Origin of the sequence: Pseudochrobactrum algeriensis (assembly GCF_018436245.1) — a bacterium.
GTDB classification, from domain to species: Bacteria; Pseudomonadota; Alphaproteobacteria; order Rhizobiales; family Rhizobiaceae; genus Pseudochrobactrum; species Pseudochrobactrum saccharolyticum.
This window is the reverse complement of record NZ_CP075361.1, coordinates 3,107,862-3,126,384: the sequence shown is the minus strand read 5'-3', so window position 1 is coordinate 3,126,384 and position 18,523 is coordinate 3,107,862. Positions and strand designations below refer to the sequence as shown.

The following is an 18,523-nucleotide window of genomic DNA, read 5'->3' as shown; positions in this document are numbered from 1 at the left end:
CTGCCGGCAATGGGATCAGGCTTGGAAGGGGTGATCTTTCATGGATGTACAGAACCAGAACTGGGACGATCTGCGCTGACGGGCGCCGGAGAGGCCATGCAATAGACCGCCATCCGGATCGACGAGGAAATTATCGCCCTGTCGCGTCAGGTGACCGGATAGGACCAGCGCCTGAGCGGGCTTATCCGCATCACAGCTATCGATATGCTGGCGATCGGGTTATTGCCGCCGCATTTGGCCGCCTTTCATGCAGCGCAGCCAGGGATCGAATTGGAAGTGATCGTTTCGGACACTCCCTTGGACCTGACCCGACGCGAGGCCGATGTCGCACTGCGCATCGGCAACGCGCCGCAGGAAATATTGGTCGGTCGGCGCGTCGGCCGGCTGGCCTTCGGAGCCTACGCCTCGGCAGACCGTACCACCCGGGGGATCGATGACGATCTTGCAAGCAACGACTGGATCGGCTTCGGCCAGTCACATGGAGCGGTCGGTCATCAGTTGGCCGATTGGCTGCCCGGAGTGCAACCGATCTACCGCACCAATTCGATTGCGGCCGCCATTGCCGCGGCGAGGGCCGGAATCGGCCTTGCGCCGCTGCCCTGCGCTGTAGCCGACGGCGCGCCCGACCTTGTCCGGGTCGCCATGTTTCCGGAAGATTTCCAGCTCGATCTGTGGCTGCTGCCCCATGAGGATTTGCGCAACACCGCCCGTATCCGTGCCTTCATGGATTTCATGGCTGGTGCGCTCGCCACCGACGCCGACCTTCTGGAGGGTCGTCGCCCGCAGACGAGCGATCTCCGGACGGGCATGGTATGATTCATCCTTATCTCTTCTGTATGGTGCGGTCCTGGAGGTAAGCTCGATGCTGTGATGGAAAAGGAATAACGGAACCTGATCGACCGGGAATGTAACGCCAGCCCGTATGGCGCGCCGCTGCCCGGGCTCTCCAGCCACTACCGCCGTCGCGGCACAGCCAGGAACACAACGTGCAAATCGACCTTTCTTCCGACCGCTTTATGACAGCATTGACCGGCATCACGCTTGCCGGGATGGCGCTTGCGACTGTCGATGCCTTTTTGAGCCCCAGCCTTTGGGGGCCGGTCGGTCTCGTGCTGGTCTATCTGGCCGGTGGTGTGCCGACCGGAGTCCGGGCCCTGACGTCGCTTTGGCGTGAGCGGATTCTCGACATCGATCTTCTAATGATCGTGGCCGCCCTTGCCGCCGCCGCGGTGGGTGCTACGCTCGAAGGAGCGGTGCTGTTGACGCTGTTCAGCTTGTCGACCACGTTGGAGCAGCGGGCGATGAGCCGGGCGCGTCATGCGGTCGAGGCGCTGATGGCGTTGCGTCCCGACACCGCGCTCAGGCGCAATTCGGATGGAACGGTTACCGAGGTACCGGTGGGCGATCTCGCAGCTGGCGACCTGGTGGTGCTGCGCCCCGGTGCGCGCGTGCCGGCCGATGGCGAGGTGGCGGAAGGCGAAGGCTCGCTCGATGAGGCGACGATCACCGGCGAATCGATGCCGGTCGGCAAAGGCCCCGGCGCAAAGGTGTTCGAGGCCACGGTAAACCTCAACGCCGTGCTGCTCGTCCGCGTTACCCGTCCGGTCGCGGAAAGCACCGTGGCGCGGATGATCGAACTGGTGACCGAGGCCCAGGCGTCGCGCGCTCCATCCGAACGGTTCAGCGCCTGGTTCGGCCAGCGCTACACCATCGCGGTTCTCGCTGGCGCGGTGCTGGCTCTCGCTATATTTCTCGCGCTTGGCTGGACGATGCAGGATGCGCTTTATCGTGCAGCAACGCTGCTGGTCGCGGCCAGCCCCTGCGCGGTGGTGATATCGGTTCCGGCCGCGATCCTCTCGGCGCTGGCGGCGGCCGCGCGGGGCGGTGTTCTGTTCAAGGGCGGCGCGGCGCTGGAGACGCTGGCCGAGGTCGATATCTTTGCCTTCGACAAAACCGGTACGCTGACCACCGGCAAGGCCGAGGTGACGCAAATTGTGACGCAGGAACCCGAAGAGCGGTTCCTGTCATTGATCGCCGGTCTTGAGGCGCATTCCGAGCATCCAATTGCCGAAGCTATCCGCCTCTACATCGAGGAGAGAGGTATCGCCGCCGTCGAGGTCTGCGATGTCGAAACCGTGCCCAGTGAGGGGATCACCGGGGAAGATGCCGTAGGTGCGCTCTGGGCCGGGAATCCGCGTATGGCGGCGCGCATGGGCGCATCGCTCGACAATCCAGAATATGCGCAACTGACGGACGGTAGCCAGACCGTGGTGTGGCTGGGGCGGGGAGATCGGGTCTATGGTGCACTCACCGTCGCCGACCGTCCGCGCGAGACCTCGGCCGCGGGGTTGGCTGGGCTCAGGGCGGCTGGGGTAGATACTATCGCCATGATGACCGGCGACCGGCGCCCTGTCGGCTTGCGGATCGCCGCGGAACTCGGGCTGGAGGCAAAACATGTCCATGCCGATCTGCTGCCTGAAGACAAGGTCCGACTGGTGGGCGAACTGGCAAAGAATGGAAAGGTGGCCTTTGTCGGCGACGGGGTGAACGACGCCGCCGCGCTGGCGCGGGCCGATGTCGGCATCGCCATGGGCGCAGCGGGCAGCGACGTCGCCTTGCAGGCAGCCGATGTCGCACTGTTGTCGGAGGACATGGCCCGCCTTGCCGCCGCGCATCGGTTGGCGCGCCGCACCCGCCGGATCATCCGTCAGAATCTGATTTTCGCCATCGGCATGATGCTGCTTCTGGTCGCCTCGAGCCTGTTTTTCGCCCTGCCGTTGCCCCTCGCGGTCGTCGGACACGAAGGCGGCACGGTGCTGGTGGTGCTGAACGGCCTCAGGTTGCTTGCAGATCCAATCCGGGCGCGCAGTGAGGTCTCACTGCGTCGCGCACCGGACGTCGATCCTGTAGAGCCTTCATATCAGTCAGGAGTTTGATCGGATGGCGGCAATCCCGTCCGAAACGCGCATAGATGAGGAAAATGATTACTCTTCAGCAGGTGTCGATTGCGGTTAAGAACCTGTGGTTCGAATGACGGCCGAAGGTGGCGATGACCATACCGAGCAACAACCTGCTCCTGTCACCGATCATCGCGGCCGCCGCCATGTCGTTGTCGTCGGTCAGTGTCATCGCCAATGCGCTGCGATTGCGAGGGCTGAAACTTTGACTGAAATGCCTACGACTGACACCAGGGTGTCAGTCGTAGGCGAGGGCTTCAGTCGCGCCAGTAATTGTTGTCGGCCGCGACCGTCTGGAAATGGATGGCGATCACCTGTGAGGAAGCGATCAGTTGCGCGGTGTCCTGATCGTAGACCGCGCGCAACTTGTCGCGAATCTCGGCGGAAGGCTGGGTTACCTTGACGCCGACCCGCGCCATTTTAGTGGCAAGGTCGAACCCCTCCTGCGGGGTCGCTGTCTTGAGTGAGGGAAGCCAAGTGTCAGCCATGATGTTTTCCTTTCAGAGAATATGAATACGCAACAACCGTAATCTATCCGAGCAGCCGACGAAAGCATCAACCCGCGATACGCTTCGCCTCCAGGCGTCACGCCTGAAACGCCCTTTCGTGCGGGAAATCACCTTTCGCGATGTAAGCTTCTTCCGCCTGCGTCGATTCTCGGCCGAGGGCCTGATTGCGGTGCGGGTGACGACCGAAAGCGGCGATGACCTTGCGAACATCACGGGCCTGTTTCACCAGTGACTGGTATATCGGCTGAAGGGAAGCAGGCGTGTCCGCTGCGATCTCTTCGCGAAGCTTGATGAGAGATCGATGCGCCCGAGTTGATCCGGGCCTTCGCAATGGCCAAGGGGCTGACTGTAGACGATCCTGAACCAGGGCATGCCCAGCGATGCGTAGTGGCCGTTGGAGAACCCCTCCATCGCCAGCGACAGCGCGGCAGAGTCTTGCGCGAATGCGCGTGGCGTGCCGCGCCAAAGCGAGCGCGAGAACTGGTCGAGCACGATGATGAGCGCCAGCCTGCCTTCGGGGGCGCTGGCTCAGTCGTTGAGATCACCTGAAGCTGCGCTGCTCGTGAGGTCGGCGAAGCGCGCGACGATTTTGTCGTCCGCACCGCCGTGCAGCCGCCACGATCAGTGATCGCGATGAGTTCCAGCCGCTATCCCTGACGAGCGGCCTTCGGGAAACCAGAAGTCGAGAACGTCGTTCCACGGGGCGGTCCTGGTATTCATATCGATTTTTTCCGGCAGCTGCGAGCGATGAGACAGGGTTGGGTCAGCTCACCGGAGCGGGGTTTGCCAGGAAGGCTTCAGTCTCGTGCGGCCTCAGTTGCGGGAAGGGCAGTGGCGGCTTTTGAAGCCCTCCCGCCGGGTGCGGAGGCCTTCGGCACGCGCAGCAGACGCATGCCGTTGGCGATGACGATCAGCACCGAAAGCTAGTGGACCAGCATGCCGCCGGCCATGTGGACATTGCCAGAGAACACGCCCGCCAGCAGCCCCGCCACCGTCACCAGCGCGATGACGAGGTTCTGCCGCATATTGCCCAGCGTCGCGCGCGAGATCGCCATCGCTTCGGGGATATTGCCGAGATCGTCCTTCAGGAGTGCGATGTCGGCGGTCTCGATGGCGACGTCGCTGCCGGCCGCGCCCATGGCAATCGAGGTGTCGGCGGCGGCAAGCGCCGGCGCGTCGTTGATACCGTCGCCGACCATGGCGACATGCGCGCCATCTGCCTTCATCTTCCGGATTAACTCCAGTTTGGGTGTTGTCACGTTAACTGGGCTACAGTTGCCTACCTGACGGTTTGGGCGTAAATTTTGGCGATGCAGACATCAGATATCATCTTCAAGCGTCACCGTTTTCCGCCACAGATTATTGCTCATGCGGTGTGGCTTTATCTGCGGTTCAACCTTAGTCTGCGTGAAGTTGAAGAAATGCTGCTTGAGCGTGGAATTGACGTATCATACGAGACAGTTCGTCGTTGGATCGCCAAGTTCGGACCCCAGGTCACACGCAACTTGCGGCGGCGTCAGGCGCGCCCCGGCGATATTTGGTATTTGGACGAAGTGGTCGTCAAATGCGCTGGAGAGAAATTCTGGCTCTGGCGTGCGGTGGATCAACATGGCTCCGTTCTCGAAGAAATCTTGCAGAAGCGGCGTGATAAAAGGGCGGCAAAGCGACTGCTCGTGGCGTTAATGAAGCGCTATGGCTTTGCTCCCAAACGGATCATCACCGATAAGCTCCGCTCCTACGGTGCAGCAAAGGCAGAAGTGGCACCCGGCCTTGACCATTGGTCGCACAAGGGCCTCAATAATCGGGCCGAAAATAGCCATCTGCCGTTTAGGAAACGGGAGCGAACCATGCAAGGTCATCGGTCGCCTGGAGCGTTGCAACGGTTCGTCTCCATGCACTCAGCGACCCGCAATTGTTTCTCTGTTCCATCTCGTCGCCGAGCCGCACACACAATTCGCTACCATCGCCTCGAAGCTTTTGATGCATGGAAAATTGCGGCCTGTTTCGCCTGAATATCTACGAGCCACGGGCCTTTCCGGTCAGAGAAACTTAACGAGACAACACCATGGGCGGTATTGGACGTGAGGGGGGAGGCGGAGTTGCCGGCGTTGTCGTCTGAGAACGCCGGGTTGTCGCCGAGCAGCCTCCCAGGACCAGCGCAACTGCACCAATAAGAAACCCGCGCCGCCCCAGCGTATTGGGATAACGAATCTGCGTACTCAAAACAGTGTCCTTGCGTCACTTGCTGTGTGCGCAGGACATGGGCGTCACCTTAAGCCAACCTTAAGGGCTGACGGCGGGCCGGCGTGCGACGAGGTCGATAAGGGCCGAAGGCCCGCTATGACCCGCTGCCTTCGTGGATCGTCGCATCATGCTCCTGCAGGTGCAGGATTTCGAAGTCGCCGAATGCTGAGATCAGCAGGTCGCGCGTATACATATTCTCGCGCTGCGGCGGCCCACCTGTGCCAAGCTCCACCTGCTCGGGACGATAGCCGTGCAACAGCAAGAGCCCGCCTGGTCTCAGGGCGCGCTTCATCGCCTCAAAGAGCTGCGCCCGCATTGCCGGGTCCGCGAACTGGATGAAGATCGCGACAACGTAGTCATAGGTCTCGCGTGGCCAGCACCAATCGGCAAGATCGGCTTGTTCAAGCTTGATCTCAACGCCTGATTCACGGGCCAGGCGCGCGCTTTTTTCCAGCGCGACAGATGAGGCGTCGATGGCATGTACCTTGAGACCGAGACCGGCGAGAAACACGCCGTTTCGTCCTTCGCCATCGGCGACCGCAAGGACGCTGCTACCCTTTGCGAAGCGATCGGCTTCACGCTTCAGGAAGGCGCTCGGCTCGCGCCCAAATAGATAGTCCTCGCCGCGATAGCGTTCGTCCCAGCGGTTTACCGTCATCCGTAGTTCCTTCAGATCCCCGAAAACGGCGCCAGGCGCCGGATCAGATTGCGTCTTGAAAACGATCCCAGCGATCGGGTCTGATCGTATTCCGCGCCCGTTGCGGCGTCCACGACGAAGAACGTGGGCGGTCCGCTGGCGCGAAGATGAGCATGAAGCTGGCGATTGGCCTCGTCCATGGCCGTGACGTCCATCTTCAGCAGCGGCACATGTTCAAGATTTCGCCTCACCGTCGGGTGGGAAAGGATTTCGCGCTCGATACGATGGCAGACCGCGCACCAGTCCGCCCTGATGTCCACCAGCGCAAAGCGGTGTCGCCAGCAGCACAGCCGGCGCGGCAAGGCCGCCCGCCAGAAGCGCTCGCCGCGTTAATCGCGCTCGCTTTTCTTCCCTTGTTTGCGCTGTTTCTGGCTGCATCGTTCCTGCCTCTTGTGACTTTCGGCTTGCTAAAGCGGTCCGAACAGCTCCTCGAGCGCCGCCCCGCGCGGAACACCGCTCTGGAATCTCAGCGATCCATCGTCGCTTTTGGCAATCAGCCCCGGAGTGCCGCTGAAGCTGAGCTGACGCATCAGTTCGACATTGGCGTTAAGCTGGACATTACTTTCGTCGGAAATGGTTTCGAGCGGGGCGATCCCGCCTTCGGAATGATGGACTTCGTTGAAGGCCAGGGCAGCTTCCGGGTCCTCTGCTTCGAGGATCGCTGCTGCCTTCGAGGCTGAATCCGCCCGGATCACGCCCACCATGACATGGCGCAACTGCACCCTGCCGGCCTCGACCCAGGGTCGCGCCGAGGTCCATAGTTGATTGCAGAACGGACAATTGGCGTCAGTGAAGACATAGACGATACGCTCGGCATCGGGCCTGCCATCACCGACCCAGCCGGCGGCCTCTAGCGAGTCCCACGCACCCTGTTCAATCGGCTCGCTGACGATGCGACGCAGCTCTTCGTCAGCAACCGGATTGCCCGCTTCGTCGATCAACGTCCCGATCAGAGCATAGCCGGAGTCAGGCATGACGTAGACGGCGAGCGCCTGCGTACCCACGCTGGCAGCGAATGCATCGAGACCGCCGGGCACATCGAGCGGGCCGTGGATGGTGAGCCCCTGGGCTTTCAGGGTATCGAGCACTGGCGCGTCGGTGTTGCTCACAGGACGGCCCCCGGGCTCATCGCTATCGCTACACGCGGAAAGCGCGGAGGCAAGGGCCGCGGTGAGCAGGAGCTTCTTCATGCTTTTTGGTTCAGCCTGGTACGTGGAGTTCATGGTCGGCCGATTGCTCGCTCTCGATCCTTAAGGCAGGCTTAAGGCCGGAACTTCCTCACTCGCGTGCGGTGCCTTGATGTCAGACCATCCGTTTCAGTATCGGGTTTCTCAGGATCAGATGATGGAAAATGACCGCAAGCAGATGAAGGGCTATCAAGGCGATCAGCGGGACCTTCAGCACACCGTGAGCGGTCGCGGCCGCCTCGACACCACCGAACCAGGCCGCCATGTCGATGTCCGGGATGGCGGCGAGCAGGCCATAGAGGCTCCAATGCGCCACCATCCGTAGCAGGGCGGGTTCGTTGTCCGGCGGCGGAGGCGCGGCCCTTTGCGATTTCAGGACGAGTCGCCAGACGACTAGAGCCAGGATCAGCACGCCGCCGGCGACATGCGCCAGAATCAGCGGGTTGAACGAAACCGGCAAGCCATCTGCGGCGGCGTTCCAGGCCTGAGCAATTCAGAACAGTCCGGCGAGCACAATCAGGGAAGAGATCAGGATCACGCCCCAGGTGCCAAGGACGCCGAAGCCGCGAAATGGCTTTTGCAGCGGCGACCCCTCAGACGCGGCCATGCCGATAGGGTGAGCGATGCGCGCAAGCACAAGGACTGCGCCAAGTGCGTGAATTCCCCAGGGATCCAGGCCGGCCATTTCGTTGAATGCGATCAGGATCAGCCCCAACGGCACGTATTCCGCGAAGTTGGCATGGCTCCGGATGCGCAGGATCAGCGAGAATTGCCCGTCATCTCCCATTGCGACTTTGTGGTGCGCACGAGCCTTGACCACCCAGAACGACAGGCCTGTGAAAACCAGACCAAGCAGAGCGGCATAGAACGCCGTCACCTGTGGGAAGACCATCAGAATACCTTTGCTGAACATGAATGATTTGTTGTTTGACCGACGATGGCCCGCCAGGCGGGCCATCGGAAATGCTTACTCGGCCTTAATCAGGCGATTGCCGCCACCCGCCGATTGGAAGCGAAAGCCATGATGATGAACACGGCCGATCCGACCACCCCGCCCGGCACAAGGGCAAAGAGAGCCGCAAACAGGACGTCGATGGGTGCGGCGAGCGCGCCGGCTCCGGCCAAGGTCCAGATTGGAACGAGGAAGGTGAAGATAATCGTGGTCACCAGGCCCGCCCCAAGCGCGGCAACCAGTGGGCGCCGGGCCGGCGTGCCGTTCTTCTGAAGCGTCATGATGCCGGCCACGATCGCGGCGAGAAGCAGGACGGCGAGGACGACGAACCCCCAGAGCCAGCCGCCCATGCTCTCGGAGAGGATGAAATAGATCGTCGTGAGATCAAAATCGCTCATGGTCGCTTCTCCCTATGCGCGCCCGCGCAGCATGGCGCGATAGGCCCCGAGCAGGCCCTTTTCCTCGATCAGCCAGGACACCCACAATTCCTTCAGCGGATCGATGAACGGGAAGGAGGGGATCAGATTGCCGTCATAGTCGAACTCGATCAGCATCGCCTTGCCGATGCCGGTGACCATCGGGCAGGAGGTGTAGCCATTGTAGACCGCCTGCGGTGTCCGGCCGGCTGTTTCGGCGACGAGATTGTCGACGACAACGGGAACCTGCCATTTGACGCTGGCCGCCGTCTTGCCGCGCGGCACTCCGGCTATATCGCCGACGGCAAACACGTTCGGATAGCGCGGGTGACGCAGGGTCGCCCTGTCAGCCTCAATCCAGCCATCGGCGGCAAGCGCGCCGTCCTGCCAAGGCAGGGGGCTTGCCAGCACGGCATCCGGTGCGCGCATCGGCGGGACGACATGGATGAAGTCGTAATCGAGCGTGATATCGCCGCTTTCGGTGGCGTAGGTCGCCTGCTTCGCGCCGGGGTCGATCGCCTTCAGCACATGGCTGTAATTGACGGCGATATCGCGGCCGGCGAACATTTCGGCGACCCTGTCATTGACCGGCACAACGGAAAAGACCGCAGGGTTGTGCGCATTGTAGATCAGTTCGACCGAACCACGGCGACCGCGGCTGCGCGCCTTGTCGTCGGTGATGAAGGTGATTTTGAGGGGAGCGCCGGCACATTTCATCTCGCCGGCAGGACGGCCGAACAGGCCGACGCCGCCAGCGTCGATGAAACCATCGATGACGGCTGCCGAAGCTCTGGCCTGTTCGGGGCCGGCGTAGATCGAGGCGATGCCATCGCGGCCGATCAGGGAAACATCCATGCCCTCGATGGCTTCGTAATTGAGCTTGAGCCCGGTTGCGACCATCAGGAAATCATAGTCGATCCGCTGCCCGGTCGTGGTCACCACGGCGTTGGCTTCGGGATCGAATTCGGCAACTGCGGCCTCCACCCATTCGACGCCGCGCGGCATGTAGTCGACATTTCGCTCCGTCACCTGGGCCGGAGACCAGATCCCGGCGCCGACCAAGGTGAAGCCTGGCTGGAAATGATGTTCCTTCTTGGCGTCGATGATGGTGACGGTCGCGTTGGGCATGGCGCGGCGCAGCCGCGACGCAAGAGCCAATCCCGCTGCGCCTGCACCTGCTATGACGATACGGGCTCTTGAGTTCGACGTTTGAGCCTGCGCGGCTTCCGTACTCAAACCGACTGAGGCAAGAGCTGCCGCTCCCACCAGAAATTGCCGTCTTTCCATATCTCCCTCCCTTGGGGTTAAGTTGTTTTGTGCGCGGCAGGAGCCCCTGAGAGCTGGTCTTTGGCCCATCCAACGATTTGCTGGGTGTTCATGGCTCCGGATACCCGCCCGATCTCGCGGCCACCGGCATAAAGCAGCATGGTCGGGATGCCTCTGATGCCGAGGCGGCCTGCAACGCCGTGGTGCGCCTCCGAATTGAGCTTGAGCAGGCGCATCTGCGGTTCGAGGATGGCGGAAGCGGCCTCGAAGGCCGGTGCCATCATGCGGCAGGGACCGCACCAGGGCGCCCAGACATCGATGAGAACGGGAATGTCGGAACGGGTGGTTTGACGTGCGAACATCTCGGCATCGGCGTCGAGCGGCTTGCCGCTGAACAATGCGTTGCCGCATTTTCCGCACCTGCCCGCCGCCGCGGGCTTGTCCGCAGGCACGCGATTAACCGCGCCGCATCCGGGACAGACGATCTGGTGGTTACCAGACATATGATCGATACTCCGTTGACGGCCCGCCTCCGGCTTGATGGAGGAGGATTTCTGTTGACTAGATATACGAAATAACGTAGATACGCAAGAATGAATAGTAAAGTCGCTATCAACCCCGATGAAATGCGCGCCGCCGTCGATCAGGCGAGCGAACTGATGAAGGCGTTGTCCAACCATCACCGCCTCTTGATCCTTTGCCGCCTGATCGACGGAGAGAAGTCCGTTGGCCAGCTCGCGGAGTTTGTGGGAATTCGTGATTCCACCGTTTCGCAGCATCTCGCTCTGCTGCGCCGTGAAGGCATCATCGCCAACCGCCGCGATGGTCAGACGATCTGGTATCGCATCGAATCCGACATCGCCCGCGAGGTCGTGAGCGTGCTCTACGCTCACTACTGCGAACCCGACACCTGACCTTAACGACCTCAACCCCTCGCGATGCTCTTCGCCAGGGCAAAGCGAGAATGGACATGATGTGGTGGACGGCCTCCTGATCCGCTTTTGTGCGATAGTGTGGTTGTTTTTAAAAGCCACCAAGGAGAACGGTTATGTCAGAACTTGCAACGGTAGGAATTGATTTAGCTAAAAACGTTTTTCAAATTCATGGAGTTGATAGTCAGGAGCGTGTCATTCTACGCCGAAAACTGTCACGAAGCGATGTTTTGCCATTCTTCAGTCGCATCCCACGATGTCTAATTGGAATGGAGGCTTGCGCCAGTGCTCATCATTGGGCGCGCTCGCTGCAGGAATTAGGGCATGATGTGCGATTAATGCCAGCAGTTTACGTCAAGCCTTATGTAAAGCGGCAGAAAAATGATGCGGCAGATGCCGAAGCTATATGCGAAGCTGTTAGTCGCCCTACAATGCGTTTCGTACCTATAAAGAGCGAACAACAACAGGCCGTGATCATGCTCCACCGTGCTCGGGAACACCTTATTCGACAACGTACTATGATCGTTAATGCCATTCGTGCTCATGCAGCAGAACTTGGTCTTGTTAGCCGCCAAGGCGTTGTTGGCTCAATGCAACTTGTTGAGGTAATCGAATGTGAAGAAGATGCGAGCTTACCAACAGTTGCCCGCATGGCTTTATTGCCGTTAGTGCGCCAAATGAAAGCAGTTCACAACGAAATAATAGGCTTGGAGAAATCAATTCATGCTTGGCATAAACAAAATGAATTGAGCAAACGCTTGGAAAGCGTGCCAGGCATTGGGCCGATAATAGCAAGCGCGCTGAGCGCTACGATCACTGATCCTAGAGTGTTCAAGTCGGGCCGGGAGCTTGCGGCATGGATAGGTTTGGTTCCTCGCCAGAATTCGTCGGGAGGAAAGAACCGGCTGGGGAGTATCACCAAACAAGGTGATCCATATTTACGGCGTCTTCTTGTTCTCGGAGCACATTCCGTCTTACGCTTTCGCAAGAAAAGTACTGTTCAAACGACACAATGGGCCGCCGGGCTTTTGGAGCGCAAACCTTATATGGTTGCTGCTGTCGCGTTAGCCAATAAAATGGCTCGAATTGTCTGGGCGCTTATGGTGCACGGTTCCACATTTGGTGTGCAACGCATCTAACAAGTATTTTTGTCATTGTTGCTTCAGAGGCTGAACGCAACAAACAAGAGGTGAGATGCTCATGGTATGATGACAAACGGTCAAAAGCCGGGATTGAGACACTCCGCATTCCGGGGCTGCGCATGAAAGCGCGAGGACTTGTAAGGAACTCAATCTGCGGACTTCATCAGGGCCAGCGGCATGTTATAGCCGCATCAATAGGCCGGACACATGCCTGCACTCGACCAGCTTGTCAGAAATATCAAAAAACATCTTGCCAAACGGAGGCCGTCCACACATGACCCGGACAATCAGGCGTTTGCCCGACGCAACATCTATGTGCTCACTGCCGCGCAGGCGCTGGGTGCGGCCAGCCCGCCGATCATTATTTCTCTCGGGGGTCTTGTGGGGCAGCAGCTCTCGTCCGATCCGGCTTTGGTGACGCTGCCGGTCAGCCTCTTCAACCTCGGCCTTGCCGTCGGCACGCTGCCGGCAGCCTTTGTCATGCGCCAGATCGGACGGCGTAACGGCTATCTGCTCGGGACGGGTTTCGGCATGGCGGCGGGGCTCGTGGCGGCATGGGGCATCTTTGCCACTTCATTCGCAATCTTCTGCATCGGCACTTTCATCGCCGGCTTCTACGCCGCCTATGTGCAGAGCTACCGATTCGCGGCGACCGATGCGGCGACCGGTGAACTCAAGGCCAAAGCAATCTCCTGGGTAATGATTGGCGGCCTGATCGCCGCGATCATCGGTCCCCAACTCGTGATCTGGACCCGCGATGCGGTTCCCGGGACACCCTATGTCGGTAGCTTTCTCAGCCAGGCCGCGCTTGCATTGATGGCGGTTCCCATTCTGCTGCTGCTGCGTACGCCAAAGGCAGCAGCAGCCGGGAAAAGCCGCGAGGACACCGGACGGCCGTTGACCCAGATCCTGCTGATGCCACGCTACATGTTGGCCGTCGCCGCCGGCGTCGTCTCCTATGGATTGATGGTGTTCGTGATGACGGCAGCGCCCATCGCCATGGTCGGCCATGGTCATTCGGTCGATCACGCGGCGCTCGGCATCCAGTGGCATGTGCTCGCCATGTTTGCGCCGAGCTTCGTCACCGGCCATCTGATGGCTCGCTTTGGCAAGGAACGCGTGACGGCGTTCGGGCTCCTGCTGATTGCGATTTCGGCCGTCTTCGCTCTCGCCGGATTGCAGCTCGTCCATTTCTACGTGTCGCTGATCCTTCTGGGCGTCGGCTGGAATTTCGGCTTCATCGGCGCGACCGCCATGGTCACGGATTGTCATACTGAGGCCGAGCGCGGAAAGGCGCAGGGAGCCAACGACTTCCTGATCTTCGGGACGGTAGCCGCGGCGTCCTTTTTCGCCGGCGCGCTGCTGCATGCGTCCGGCTGGCAGACGATCAATTGGATGATCTTTCCGGCCGTCGCGCTGATCCTCGTGCCGCTGCTTTGGCAGAGCGCCCGAACCGTGCCCGCGACGCCGGCGGAATAGGCTCACAAGGCAAAACTTATCAATCACAAAATAATGCTTGCGAAAAAATGTAAGCGATATTATGTGAGTGTCAGCCGCTCAGCGGTCGCAAGAAATGAGCAAGAGGAAAAATCCCATGACAACCAAGCCTGAAGTCACTGGCTTCTTCGATCCACGCACCTGGTCGATCCAATATGTCGTCGCCGACCCGGAGACGAAAAAATGCGCCATCGTCGATCCGGTGCTCGACTATGACGAGAAGTCGGCGGCGACCGCCACGACGCATGCCGACAATATTCTCAAGTTCATTGCCGAGAAGGGCTACGAGGTCGAATGGATCCTCGACACGCACCCGCACGCCGATCACTTTTCCGCCGCCGCCTATCTTAAGGACAAGACCGGCGCGCCGACGGCCATCGGCGAGAAGGTCGTCGAGGTCCAGACGCTCTGGAAGGATTTCTACAACTGGCCCGACTTCCCGGCCGATGGCTCGCAGTGGGACAAGCTCTTCGCCGATGGCGAGACCTTCAAAGTGGGCAATATCGACGCGAAGGTGATGTTCTCGCCGGGTCATACGCTGGCTTCGATCACCTACGTAATCGGAGACGCTGCCTTCGTTCACGACACGCTGTTCATGCCCGACAGCGGCACGGCCCGCGCCGACTTCCCTGGTGGCAGTGCGCAGCAATTGTGGGAATCAATTCAGGACATTCTCGCGCTGCCCGACGAGACGCGCATTTTTACCGGCCATGACTATCAGCCGGGCGGCCGCGAACCTTTGTGGGAGTCGACCGTGGCCGAGCAGAAAGCCAGGAATATCCACATGTCGGTTCATAAGACCGAAGCAGAGTTCATTGCCGCACGCGACGCGCGTGACAAGACACTTGCGATGCCCAAGCTGATCCTGCACGCCCTCCAGATCAACACCAATGCGGGACGTCTGCCTGCACCCGAGGAAAACGGTAGGCGCTACCTCAAGATTCCGATGAACCTACTCGAAGGCGCTGCCTGGGACGACTGATGGAAATGATGCTGATCACGGATGAAGCAAGGGAGCTGAGGGGGAAAGTCGGTGAAGCCACTGCGTTCCTTAAGAAGCTCGCCAACCCTGATCGCCTGCTGGTCGCTTGTGCTCTCGTCGAGGGCGAACGGTCGGTGCGCGAACTCGAGGATGGGCTCGGTATCCGCCAGCCAGGTCTTTCGCAACAGCTCGCTGAACTGCGCGAGGCCGGCCTGATTGTCGGACGCAAGGAGGGGAAGCAGGTATTCTACCGGTTGGCCGATCCGCGCGTCGAAACCTTCGTCCACACCATGTATCAGCTGTTCTGCAAATAGGCGGGTGGCGCACCTGTCCGGGGTCTCAATTCTACCTAATATTTTCGTAATTGCGTAGATACATAAATCCGACTATTCTTGCGTTTTCAACCTCTGCTAGCGAAAGAAAACAGCTATGAAACTCAATGTCAGAACCCCGGATCGCATCGCCCGCCTCATCATCGGTGTCCTCCTGCTGGTCGCCCCTTTCGTTACCGGCTGGGCGCTGTTCACCAACCCGCTGTGGACCTGGATCTTCGTCATTGTCGGGCTCGTGCTCGCGGTGACCGGCCTCGTCCGCTTCTGTCCGGCCTATGCACTCTTTAATCTCTCGACATCAAGGACCAAGGATCAATGACAGAATTTACCCCGTGGCTGTCGCTGTTTGGCGGCAGCCTCATCGGCCTCGCCGCAGTGTTGTTAATGGCGTTTCACGGCCGTATTGCCGGTATGACCGGAATCCTTTCCGGCCTTGTGCCGCCCTTCTCTAACGATTGGGGCTGGCGGGCGGCATTCCTTGCCGGAGCCGTCGGCGCGCCGGCGCTGATCGTCGTCATGACCGGCTATGACATTCCCTTTGAAAGCCCCACCCCCGCACCGTGGCTGATTGTCGGGGGGATGATTGTTGGGGCCGGCGTCTATTTCGGTTCGGGCTGCACCTCCGGGCATGGCGTTTGCGGCATGGCGCGTGTTTCGCCCCGCTCGATCGTTGCAACGCTGACTTTCATGGCATCGACTGCCGTCACCGTTTTTATCGTCCGCCACGTCATCGGAGGTTTATAATGGTTCGCGTTCTTTCCGCTCTCATTATCGGACTGGTCTTCGGGTCCGGCATCGCGCTTTCGGGCATGGCTAATCCCGCTAAGGTGCTGAATTTCTTCGACTTCGCGGGAACCTGGGATCCCTCGCTCGCCTTTGTCATGGGGGGCGCGCTGATCGTCACCGCGATTGGTTATGCATTTGTCCTCCGGCGCGAGGCGCCAGTATTTGATCGCATGTTCCACCTGTCCCCGCGCCGGGATCTCGATTTCCCGCTCATTGCCGGCTCGGCCGTATTCGGCATTGGCTGGGGCATCACCGGCTTCTGCCCGGGCGGCGCCATTCCCGCGCTCGGCCTCGGCCATGGTGATGCGTGGCTGTTCGTCGGCTCTATGGTCGGCGGCATCGCTGTCGCGCGCCTTGCGCGACATTCTGCGGCTGCGCGCGACCGCGAAGGCAACCTGAATATGTGGCCATTCAATCTTTTTTGGAAATCCGGAAAAATGAACATCAAGAAGATCGACGACCGATTTGCGACGACGGGTCAGGTTCGTCCTGAGGATGTCGCACAACTCGCCCGGGACGGCTATGTTGCGATCGTGTGTGCAAGGCCCGACAACGAGGAGCCGGGCCAGCCGGCCTTCGCAGCCGTCGCCCGAGAAGCCGAAAAGCACGGGATGAAGGCGATTCATATTCCTGTTGCGGGAGCGCCGTCAGCCGCACAGGTCGATCGTTTTGAAGAAGCTTTGGAGGCTATTGACGGGCCGGTCCTAGGTTATTGCCGCTCCGGTGCCCGCTCTGCGGCGCTCTATTCATTAATCGGGCAGTAGCCCCCCTACTGTCCGATCGGGCGATGTCACTTCCCCCTCTTCGTGACAGCGCCCAACCAGGTTTTCTCACGCTCCAAGCCATTCATGTCAAAAATCTCCCGATATTTCCCGTTCATGCAATGGGTCAAAGCCTATGATGGCACCGTTCTGACCAGCGACTTGCTGGCGGCGGTGATCGTCACCATCATGTTGATCCCGCAGTCGTTGGCTTATGCCATGTTGGCCGGTCTGCCGGCGGAAGTCGGCCTTTACGCGTCGATCCTACCGCTCGTAGCCTATGCGATCTTCGGCACCAGCCGCACGCTGGCGGTCGGGCCGGTCGCCGTGGTCTCGCTGATGACCGCCTCCGCCATCGGCCAGATCGCCGCCAAAGGGACGCTCGACTATCTCACCGCCGCCATTGTCCTGGCGCTGCTTTCGGGCGGCATGCTCGTGGTCATGGGGATCTTCCGTCTCGGTTTCCTTGCCAATTTCCTGTCGCATCCGGTGATTTCGGGTTTTATCACCGCATCCGGCCTGCTGATTGCCGCTGGCCAGCTCCGCCATATCCTCGGCGTGTCAGGCGGCGGGGACACGCTTCCCAATATTCTCCTATCTCTGTCGGGCCAGCTTGGAGCCGTTAATCCGGTCACGCTTGCCATCGGTATCGGCGTCCTGGCTTTCCTGTATTTCGCTCGCAAATATCTCAAACCCCTGCTGGTCGCGATGCGTGTCCCGGCGCGCCTCGCCGACATGATGGCGAAAACCGCGCCAATCCTCGCCGTCGCCGTGACCGTCGCTCTTGCTGCCGGTCTTGACCTGGGCGCGCGCGGCGTCGCGCTCGTCGGCGCTATTCCCCAGGGCCTGCCCGCGTTTGGCGCGCCGGCCCTTTCGCTCGACCTCATCACGGCACTCCTCATGCCGGCCTTCCTGATTTCGGTGGTGGGATTCGTGGAATCGGTTTCCGTGGGCCAGACCCTTGCCGCCAAGCGTCGCCAGCGCATCGATCCCGACCAGGAACTGATCGGGCTGGGCGCCGCCAATATCGCGGCGGGCCTGTCCTCGGGCTACCCCGTCACCGGCGGCTTTGCGCGCTCAGTGGTCAATTTCGACGCCGGGGCTCAAACGCCGGCCGCCGGCGTATTCACCGCTGTCGGTGTCGCACTCGCCGCATTGTTCCTGACGCCTTTACTCGCCAGCCTGCCGCAGGCGACACTTGCAGCGACTATCATCGTCGCCGTACTGTCGCTGGTCGATTTCGGAACGGTGCGCAGGGTCTTTGCCTATTCGAAATCGGACTTCGCCGCCATGGCCGCCACGATCATCGTTACGCTAGGCTGGGGCGTGGAACTGGGTATCGTCGCCGGGGTACTGCTTTCCTTGCTGCTACACCTTTACCGCACCAGCAAGCCGCATACTGCCATTGTCGGACAGGTGCCAGGCACCGAGCACTATCGCAATATGGAGCGGCATTCGGTGCTCACCGATCCCGGACTCTTGTCGATTCGCATTGATGAGAGCCTCTATTTTGCCAATTCGCGCTTTCTTGAGGATACTATCGCTGCTGAGGTTGCGGAACGTCCGGCCGTTGAACAGGTCGTCTTGATGTGCTCTGCGGTTAACGCCATCGATGCATCAGCCCTTGAGAGTCTCGAGGAAATCAATCGCCGCCTTTTCGATGCAGGCATTGGGTTCCATCTCTCGGAGGTGAAAGGTCCGGTCATGGACCGGCTGAAGGGTACGGATTTCCTGAAACATCTCAATGGCCAGATTTTTCTAAGTCAGCATGAAGCTGTGGCCAGCTTGAAAAGGGACTGTCAGGAATTTTGTGCTTGAGGCGCCTTTCATTGGATTATGAAACGCTCGCCGAAGACGACAGCG

25 protein-coding genes are annotated in these 18,523 nt (G+C 60.3%); 12 read left to right on the top strand and 13 right to left on the bottom strand.

All coding sequences use genetic code 11. From position 1 onward, the window contains the following. The first annotated feature begins 204 nt into the window (after positions 1-204). Both KHQ09_RS16545 and KHQ09_RS16540 read left to right on the top strand, forming a co-directional pair. The gene (locus KHQ09_RS16545) at positions 205-816 is read left to right on the top strand and encodes a LysR substrate-binding domain-containing protein (RefSeq protein WP_238481675.1); all 612 of its coding nucleotides are present in this window, start codon (positions 205-207) and stop codon (positions 814-816) included. 170 nt (positions 817-986) lie between these two features. Next, positions 987-2,936: a heavy metal translocating P-type ATPase gene (locus tag KHQ09_RS16540; RefSeq protein WP_213599389.1), complete on the top strand. Its 1,950-nt coding sequence runs from the start codon at positions 987-989 to the stop codon at positions 2,934-2,936. A 55-nt stretch (positions 2,937-2,991) separates the two neighbouring features. Here KHQ09_RS16540 and KHQ09_RS16535 read toward each other — a convergent pair whose 3' ends face one another. From KHQ09_RS16535 to KHQ09_RS16515, 5 genes are all read right to left on the bottom strand, one after another. After that, positions 2,992-3,129 carry a hypothetical protein gene (locus KHQ09_RS16535; RefSeq protein WP_213599387.1) on the bottom strand — a complete coding sequence of 46 codons (138 nt, stop codon included), beginning with the start codon at positions 3,127-3,129 and terminating at the stop codon, positions 2,992-2,994. Positions 3,130-3,214: 85 nt separating this feature from the next. Continuing rightward, entirely contained in the window at positions 3,215-3,445 is a 231-nt protein-coding gene (locus KHQ09_RS16530) for a hexameric tyrosine-coordinated heme protein (protein WP_213599385.1), read from the bottom strand. 97 nt (positions 3,446-3,542) lie between these two features. Then, positions 3,543-3,797, bottom strand: a complete 255-nt coding sequence (locus KHQ09_RS18620; protein WP_213599383.1) for a DUF924 family protein — start codon at positions 3,795-3,797, stop codon at positions 3,543-3,545. Beyond that, positions 3,689-3,958: a DUF924 family protein gene (locus tag KHQ09_RS18510; RefSeq protein WP_272491712.1), complete on the bottom strand. Its 270-nt coding sequence runs from the start codon at positions 3,956-3,958 to the stop codon at positions 3,689-3,691. The genes KHQ09_RS18620 and KHQ09_RS18510 overlap by 109 nt, the downstream gene beginning before the upstream one ends. A gap of 431 nt (positions 3,959-4,389) precedes the next feature. Further along, entirely contained in the window at positions 4,390-4,692 is a 303-nt protein-coding gene (locus KHQ09_RS16515) for a hypothetical protein (RefSeq protein WP_238481674.1), read from the bottom strand. 84 nt (positions 4,693-4,776) lie between these two features. Here KHQ09_RS16515 and KHQ09_RS16510 point away from each other — a divergent pair, with 84 nt between their 5' ends. Next, positions 4,777-5,478: an IS6 family transposase gene (locus KHQ09_RS16510; protein WP_213600068.1), complete on the top strand. Its 702-nt coding sequence runs from the start codon at positions 4,777-4,779 to the stop codon at positions 5,476-5,478. A gap of 326 nt (positions 5,479-5,804) precedes the next feature. Here the strand turns inward: KHQ09_RS16510 and KHQ09_RS16505 are convergent, their stop codons facing one another. The 8 genes from KHQ09_RS16505 to trxC all read right to left on the bottom strand — a co-directional run bounded on the left by KHQ09_RS16505 (position 5,805) and on the right by trxC (position 10,731). Then, positions 5,805-6,368, bottom strand: coding sequence for an SAM-dependent methyltransferase (locus KHQ09_RS16505; protein ID WP_238481673.1), 564 nt, complete (start codon positions 6,366-6,368; stop codon positions 5,805-5,807). A gap of 11 nt (positions 6,369-6,379) precedes the next feature. Beyond that, positions 6,380-6,709, bottom strand: a complete 330-nt coding sequence (locus KHQ09_RS16500; RefSeq protein ID WP_213599381.1) for a thioredoxin family protein — start codon at positions 6,707-6,709, stop codon at positions 6,380-6,382. Positions 6,710-6,814: 105 nt separating this feature from the next. Next, positions 6,815-7,516 carry a thiol:disulfide interchange protein DsbG gene (gene dsbG / locus KHQ09_RS16495; RefSeq protein WP_213599379.1) on the bottom strand — a complete coding sequence of 234 codons (702 nt, stop codon included), beginning with the start codon at positions 7,514-7,516 and terminating at the stop codon, positions 6,815-6,817. A 193-nt stretch (positions 7,517-7,709) separates the two neighbouring features. Beyond that, positions 7,710-8,054 carry a cytochrome b/b6 domain-containing protein gene (locus tag KHQ09_RS16490; RefSeq protein WP_213599377.1) on the bottom strand — a complete coding sequence of 115 codons (345 nt, stop codon included), beginning with the start codon at positions 8,052-8,054 and terminating at the stop codon, positions 7,710-7,712. A 33-nt stretch (positions 8,055-8,087) separates the two neighbouring features. Next, positions 8,088-8,552 (bottom strand): MAPEG family protein, encoded by a 465-nt coding sequence (locus KHQ09_RS16485; RefSeq protein WP_238481672.1) that lies wholly within the window; start codon positions 8,550-8,552, stop codon positions 8,088-8,090. Positions 8,553-8,575: 23 nt separating this feature from the next. After that, positions 8,576-8,944, bottom strand: a complete 369-nt coding sequence (locus KHQ09_RS16480; RefSeq protein ID WP_213599375.1) for a DUF5368 family protein — start codon at positions 8,942-8,944, stop codon at positions 8,576-8,578. A 12-nt stretch (positions 8,945-8,956) separates the two neighbouring features. Beyond that, the gene (locus KHQ09_RS16475; RefSeq protein ID WP_213599373.1) at positions 8,957-10,249 is read right to left on the bottom strand and encodes an NAD(P)/FAD-dependent oxidoreductase; all 1,293 of its coding nucleotides are present in this window, start codon (positions 10,247-10,249) and stop codon (positions 8,957-8,959) included. A gap of 17 nt (positions 10,250-10,266) precedes the next feature. Further along, positions 10,267-10,731, bottom strand: a complete 465-nt coding sequence (gene trxC, locus KHQ09_RS16470; protein WP_213599371.1) for a thioredoxin TrxC — start codon at positions 10,729-10,731, stop codon at positions 10,267-10,269. 90 nt (positions 10,732-10,821) lie between these two features. Between trxC and KHQ09_RS16465 the strand changes: the two genes are divergently transcribed. The 9 genes from KHQ09_RS16465 to KHQ09_RS16425 all read left to right on the top strand — a co-directional run bounded on the left by KHQ09_RS16465 (position 10,822) and on the right by KHQ09_RS16425 (position 18,478). Then, positions 10,822-11,142, top strand: coding sequence for an ArsR/SmtB family transcription factor (locus KHQ09_RS16465; protein ID WP_238481671.1), 321 nt, complete (start codon positions 10,822-10,824; stop codon positions 11,140-11,142). Between the two features lie 134 nt (positions 11,143-11,276). After that, a complete protein-coding gene (locus KHQ09_RS16460; RefSeq protein ID WP_213599350.1) occupies positions 11,277-12,299 on the top strand; it encodes an IS110 family RNA-guided transposase in 1,023 nt (340 codons plus the stop codon). Positions 12,300-12,509: 210 nt separating this feature from the next. Continuing rightward, positions 12,510-13,781: an MFS transporter gene (locus KHQ09_RS16455; RefSeq protein ID WP_213599369.1), complete on the top strand. Its 1,272-nt coding sequence runs from the start codon at positions 12,510-12,512 to the stop codon at positions 13,779-13,781. A gap of 115 nt (positions 13,782-13,896) precedes the next feature. Further along, a complete protein-coding gene (locus KHQ09_RS16450; RefSeq protein ID WP_213599367.1) occupies positions 13,897-14,781 on the top strand; it encodes an MBL fold metallo-hydrolase in 885 nt (294 codons plus the stop codon). Further along, complete coding sequence (locus KHQ09_RS16445) at positions 14,781-15,095, top strand: ArsR/SmtB family transcription factor (protein ID WP_374708325.1); 315 nt, start codon at positions 14,781-14,783, stop codon at positions 15,093-15,095. The genes KHQ09_RS16450 and KHQ09_RS16445 overlap by 1 nt, the downstream gene beginning before the upstream one ends. A gap of 115 nt (positions 15,096-15,210) precedes the next feature. Beyond that, on the top strand, positions 15,211-15,432 hold the full coding sequence (locus KHQ09_RS16440) for a YgaP family membrane protein (protein WP_213599365.1): 222 nt from the start codon (positions 15,211-15,213) through the stop codon (positions 15,430-15,432). Continuing rightward, on the top strand, positions 15,429-15,857 hold the full coding sequence (locus tag KHQ09_RS16435; RefSeq protein WP_213630863.1) for a YeeE/YedE family protein: 429 nt from the start codon (positions 15,429-15,431) through the stop codon (positions 15,855-15,857). Before KHQ09_RS16440 ends, KHQ09_RS16435 begins: the two co-directional genes overlap by 4 nt. Next, positions 15,857-16,663, top strand: coding sequence for a DUF6691 family protein (locus tag KHQ09_RS18550; protein ID WP_213599363.1), 807 nt, complete (start codon positions 15,857-15,859; stop codon positions 16,661-16,663). The genes KHQ09_RS16435 and KHQ09_RS18550 overlap by 1 nt, the downstream gene beginning before the upstream one ends. 84 nt (positions 16,664-16,747) lie before the next feature. Then, positions 16,748-18,478 (top strand): SulP family inorganic anion transporter, encoded by a 1,731-nt coding sequence (locus tag KHQ09_RS16425; RefSeq protein ID WP_213599361.1) that lies wholly within the window; start codon positions 16,748-16,750, stop codon positions 18,476-18,478. Positions 18,479-18,523: the final 45 nt, after the last annotated feature.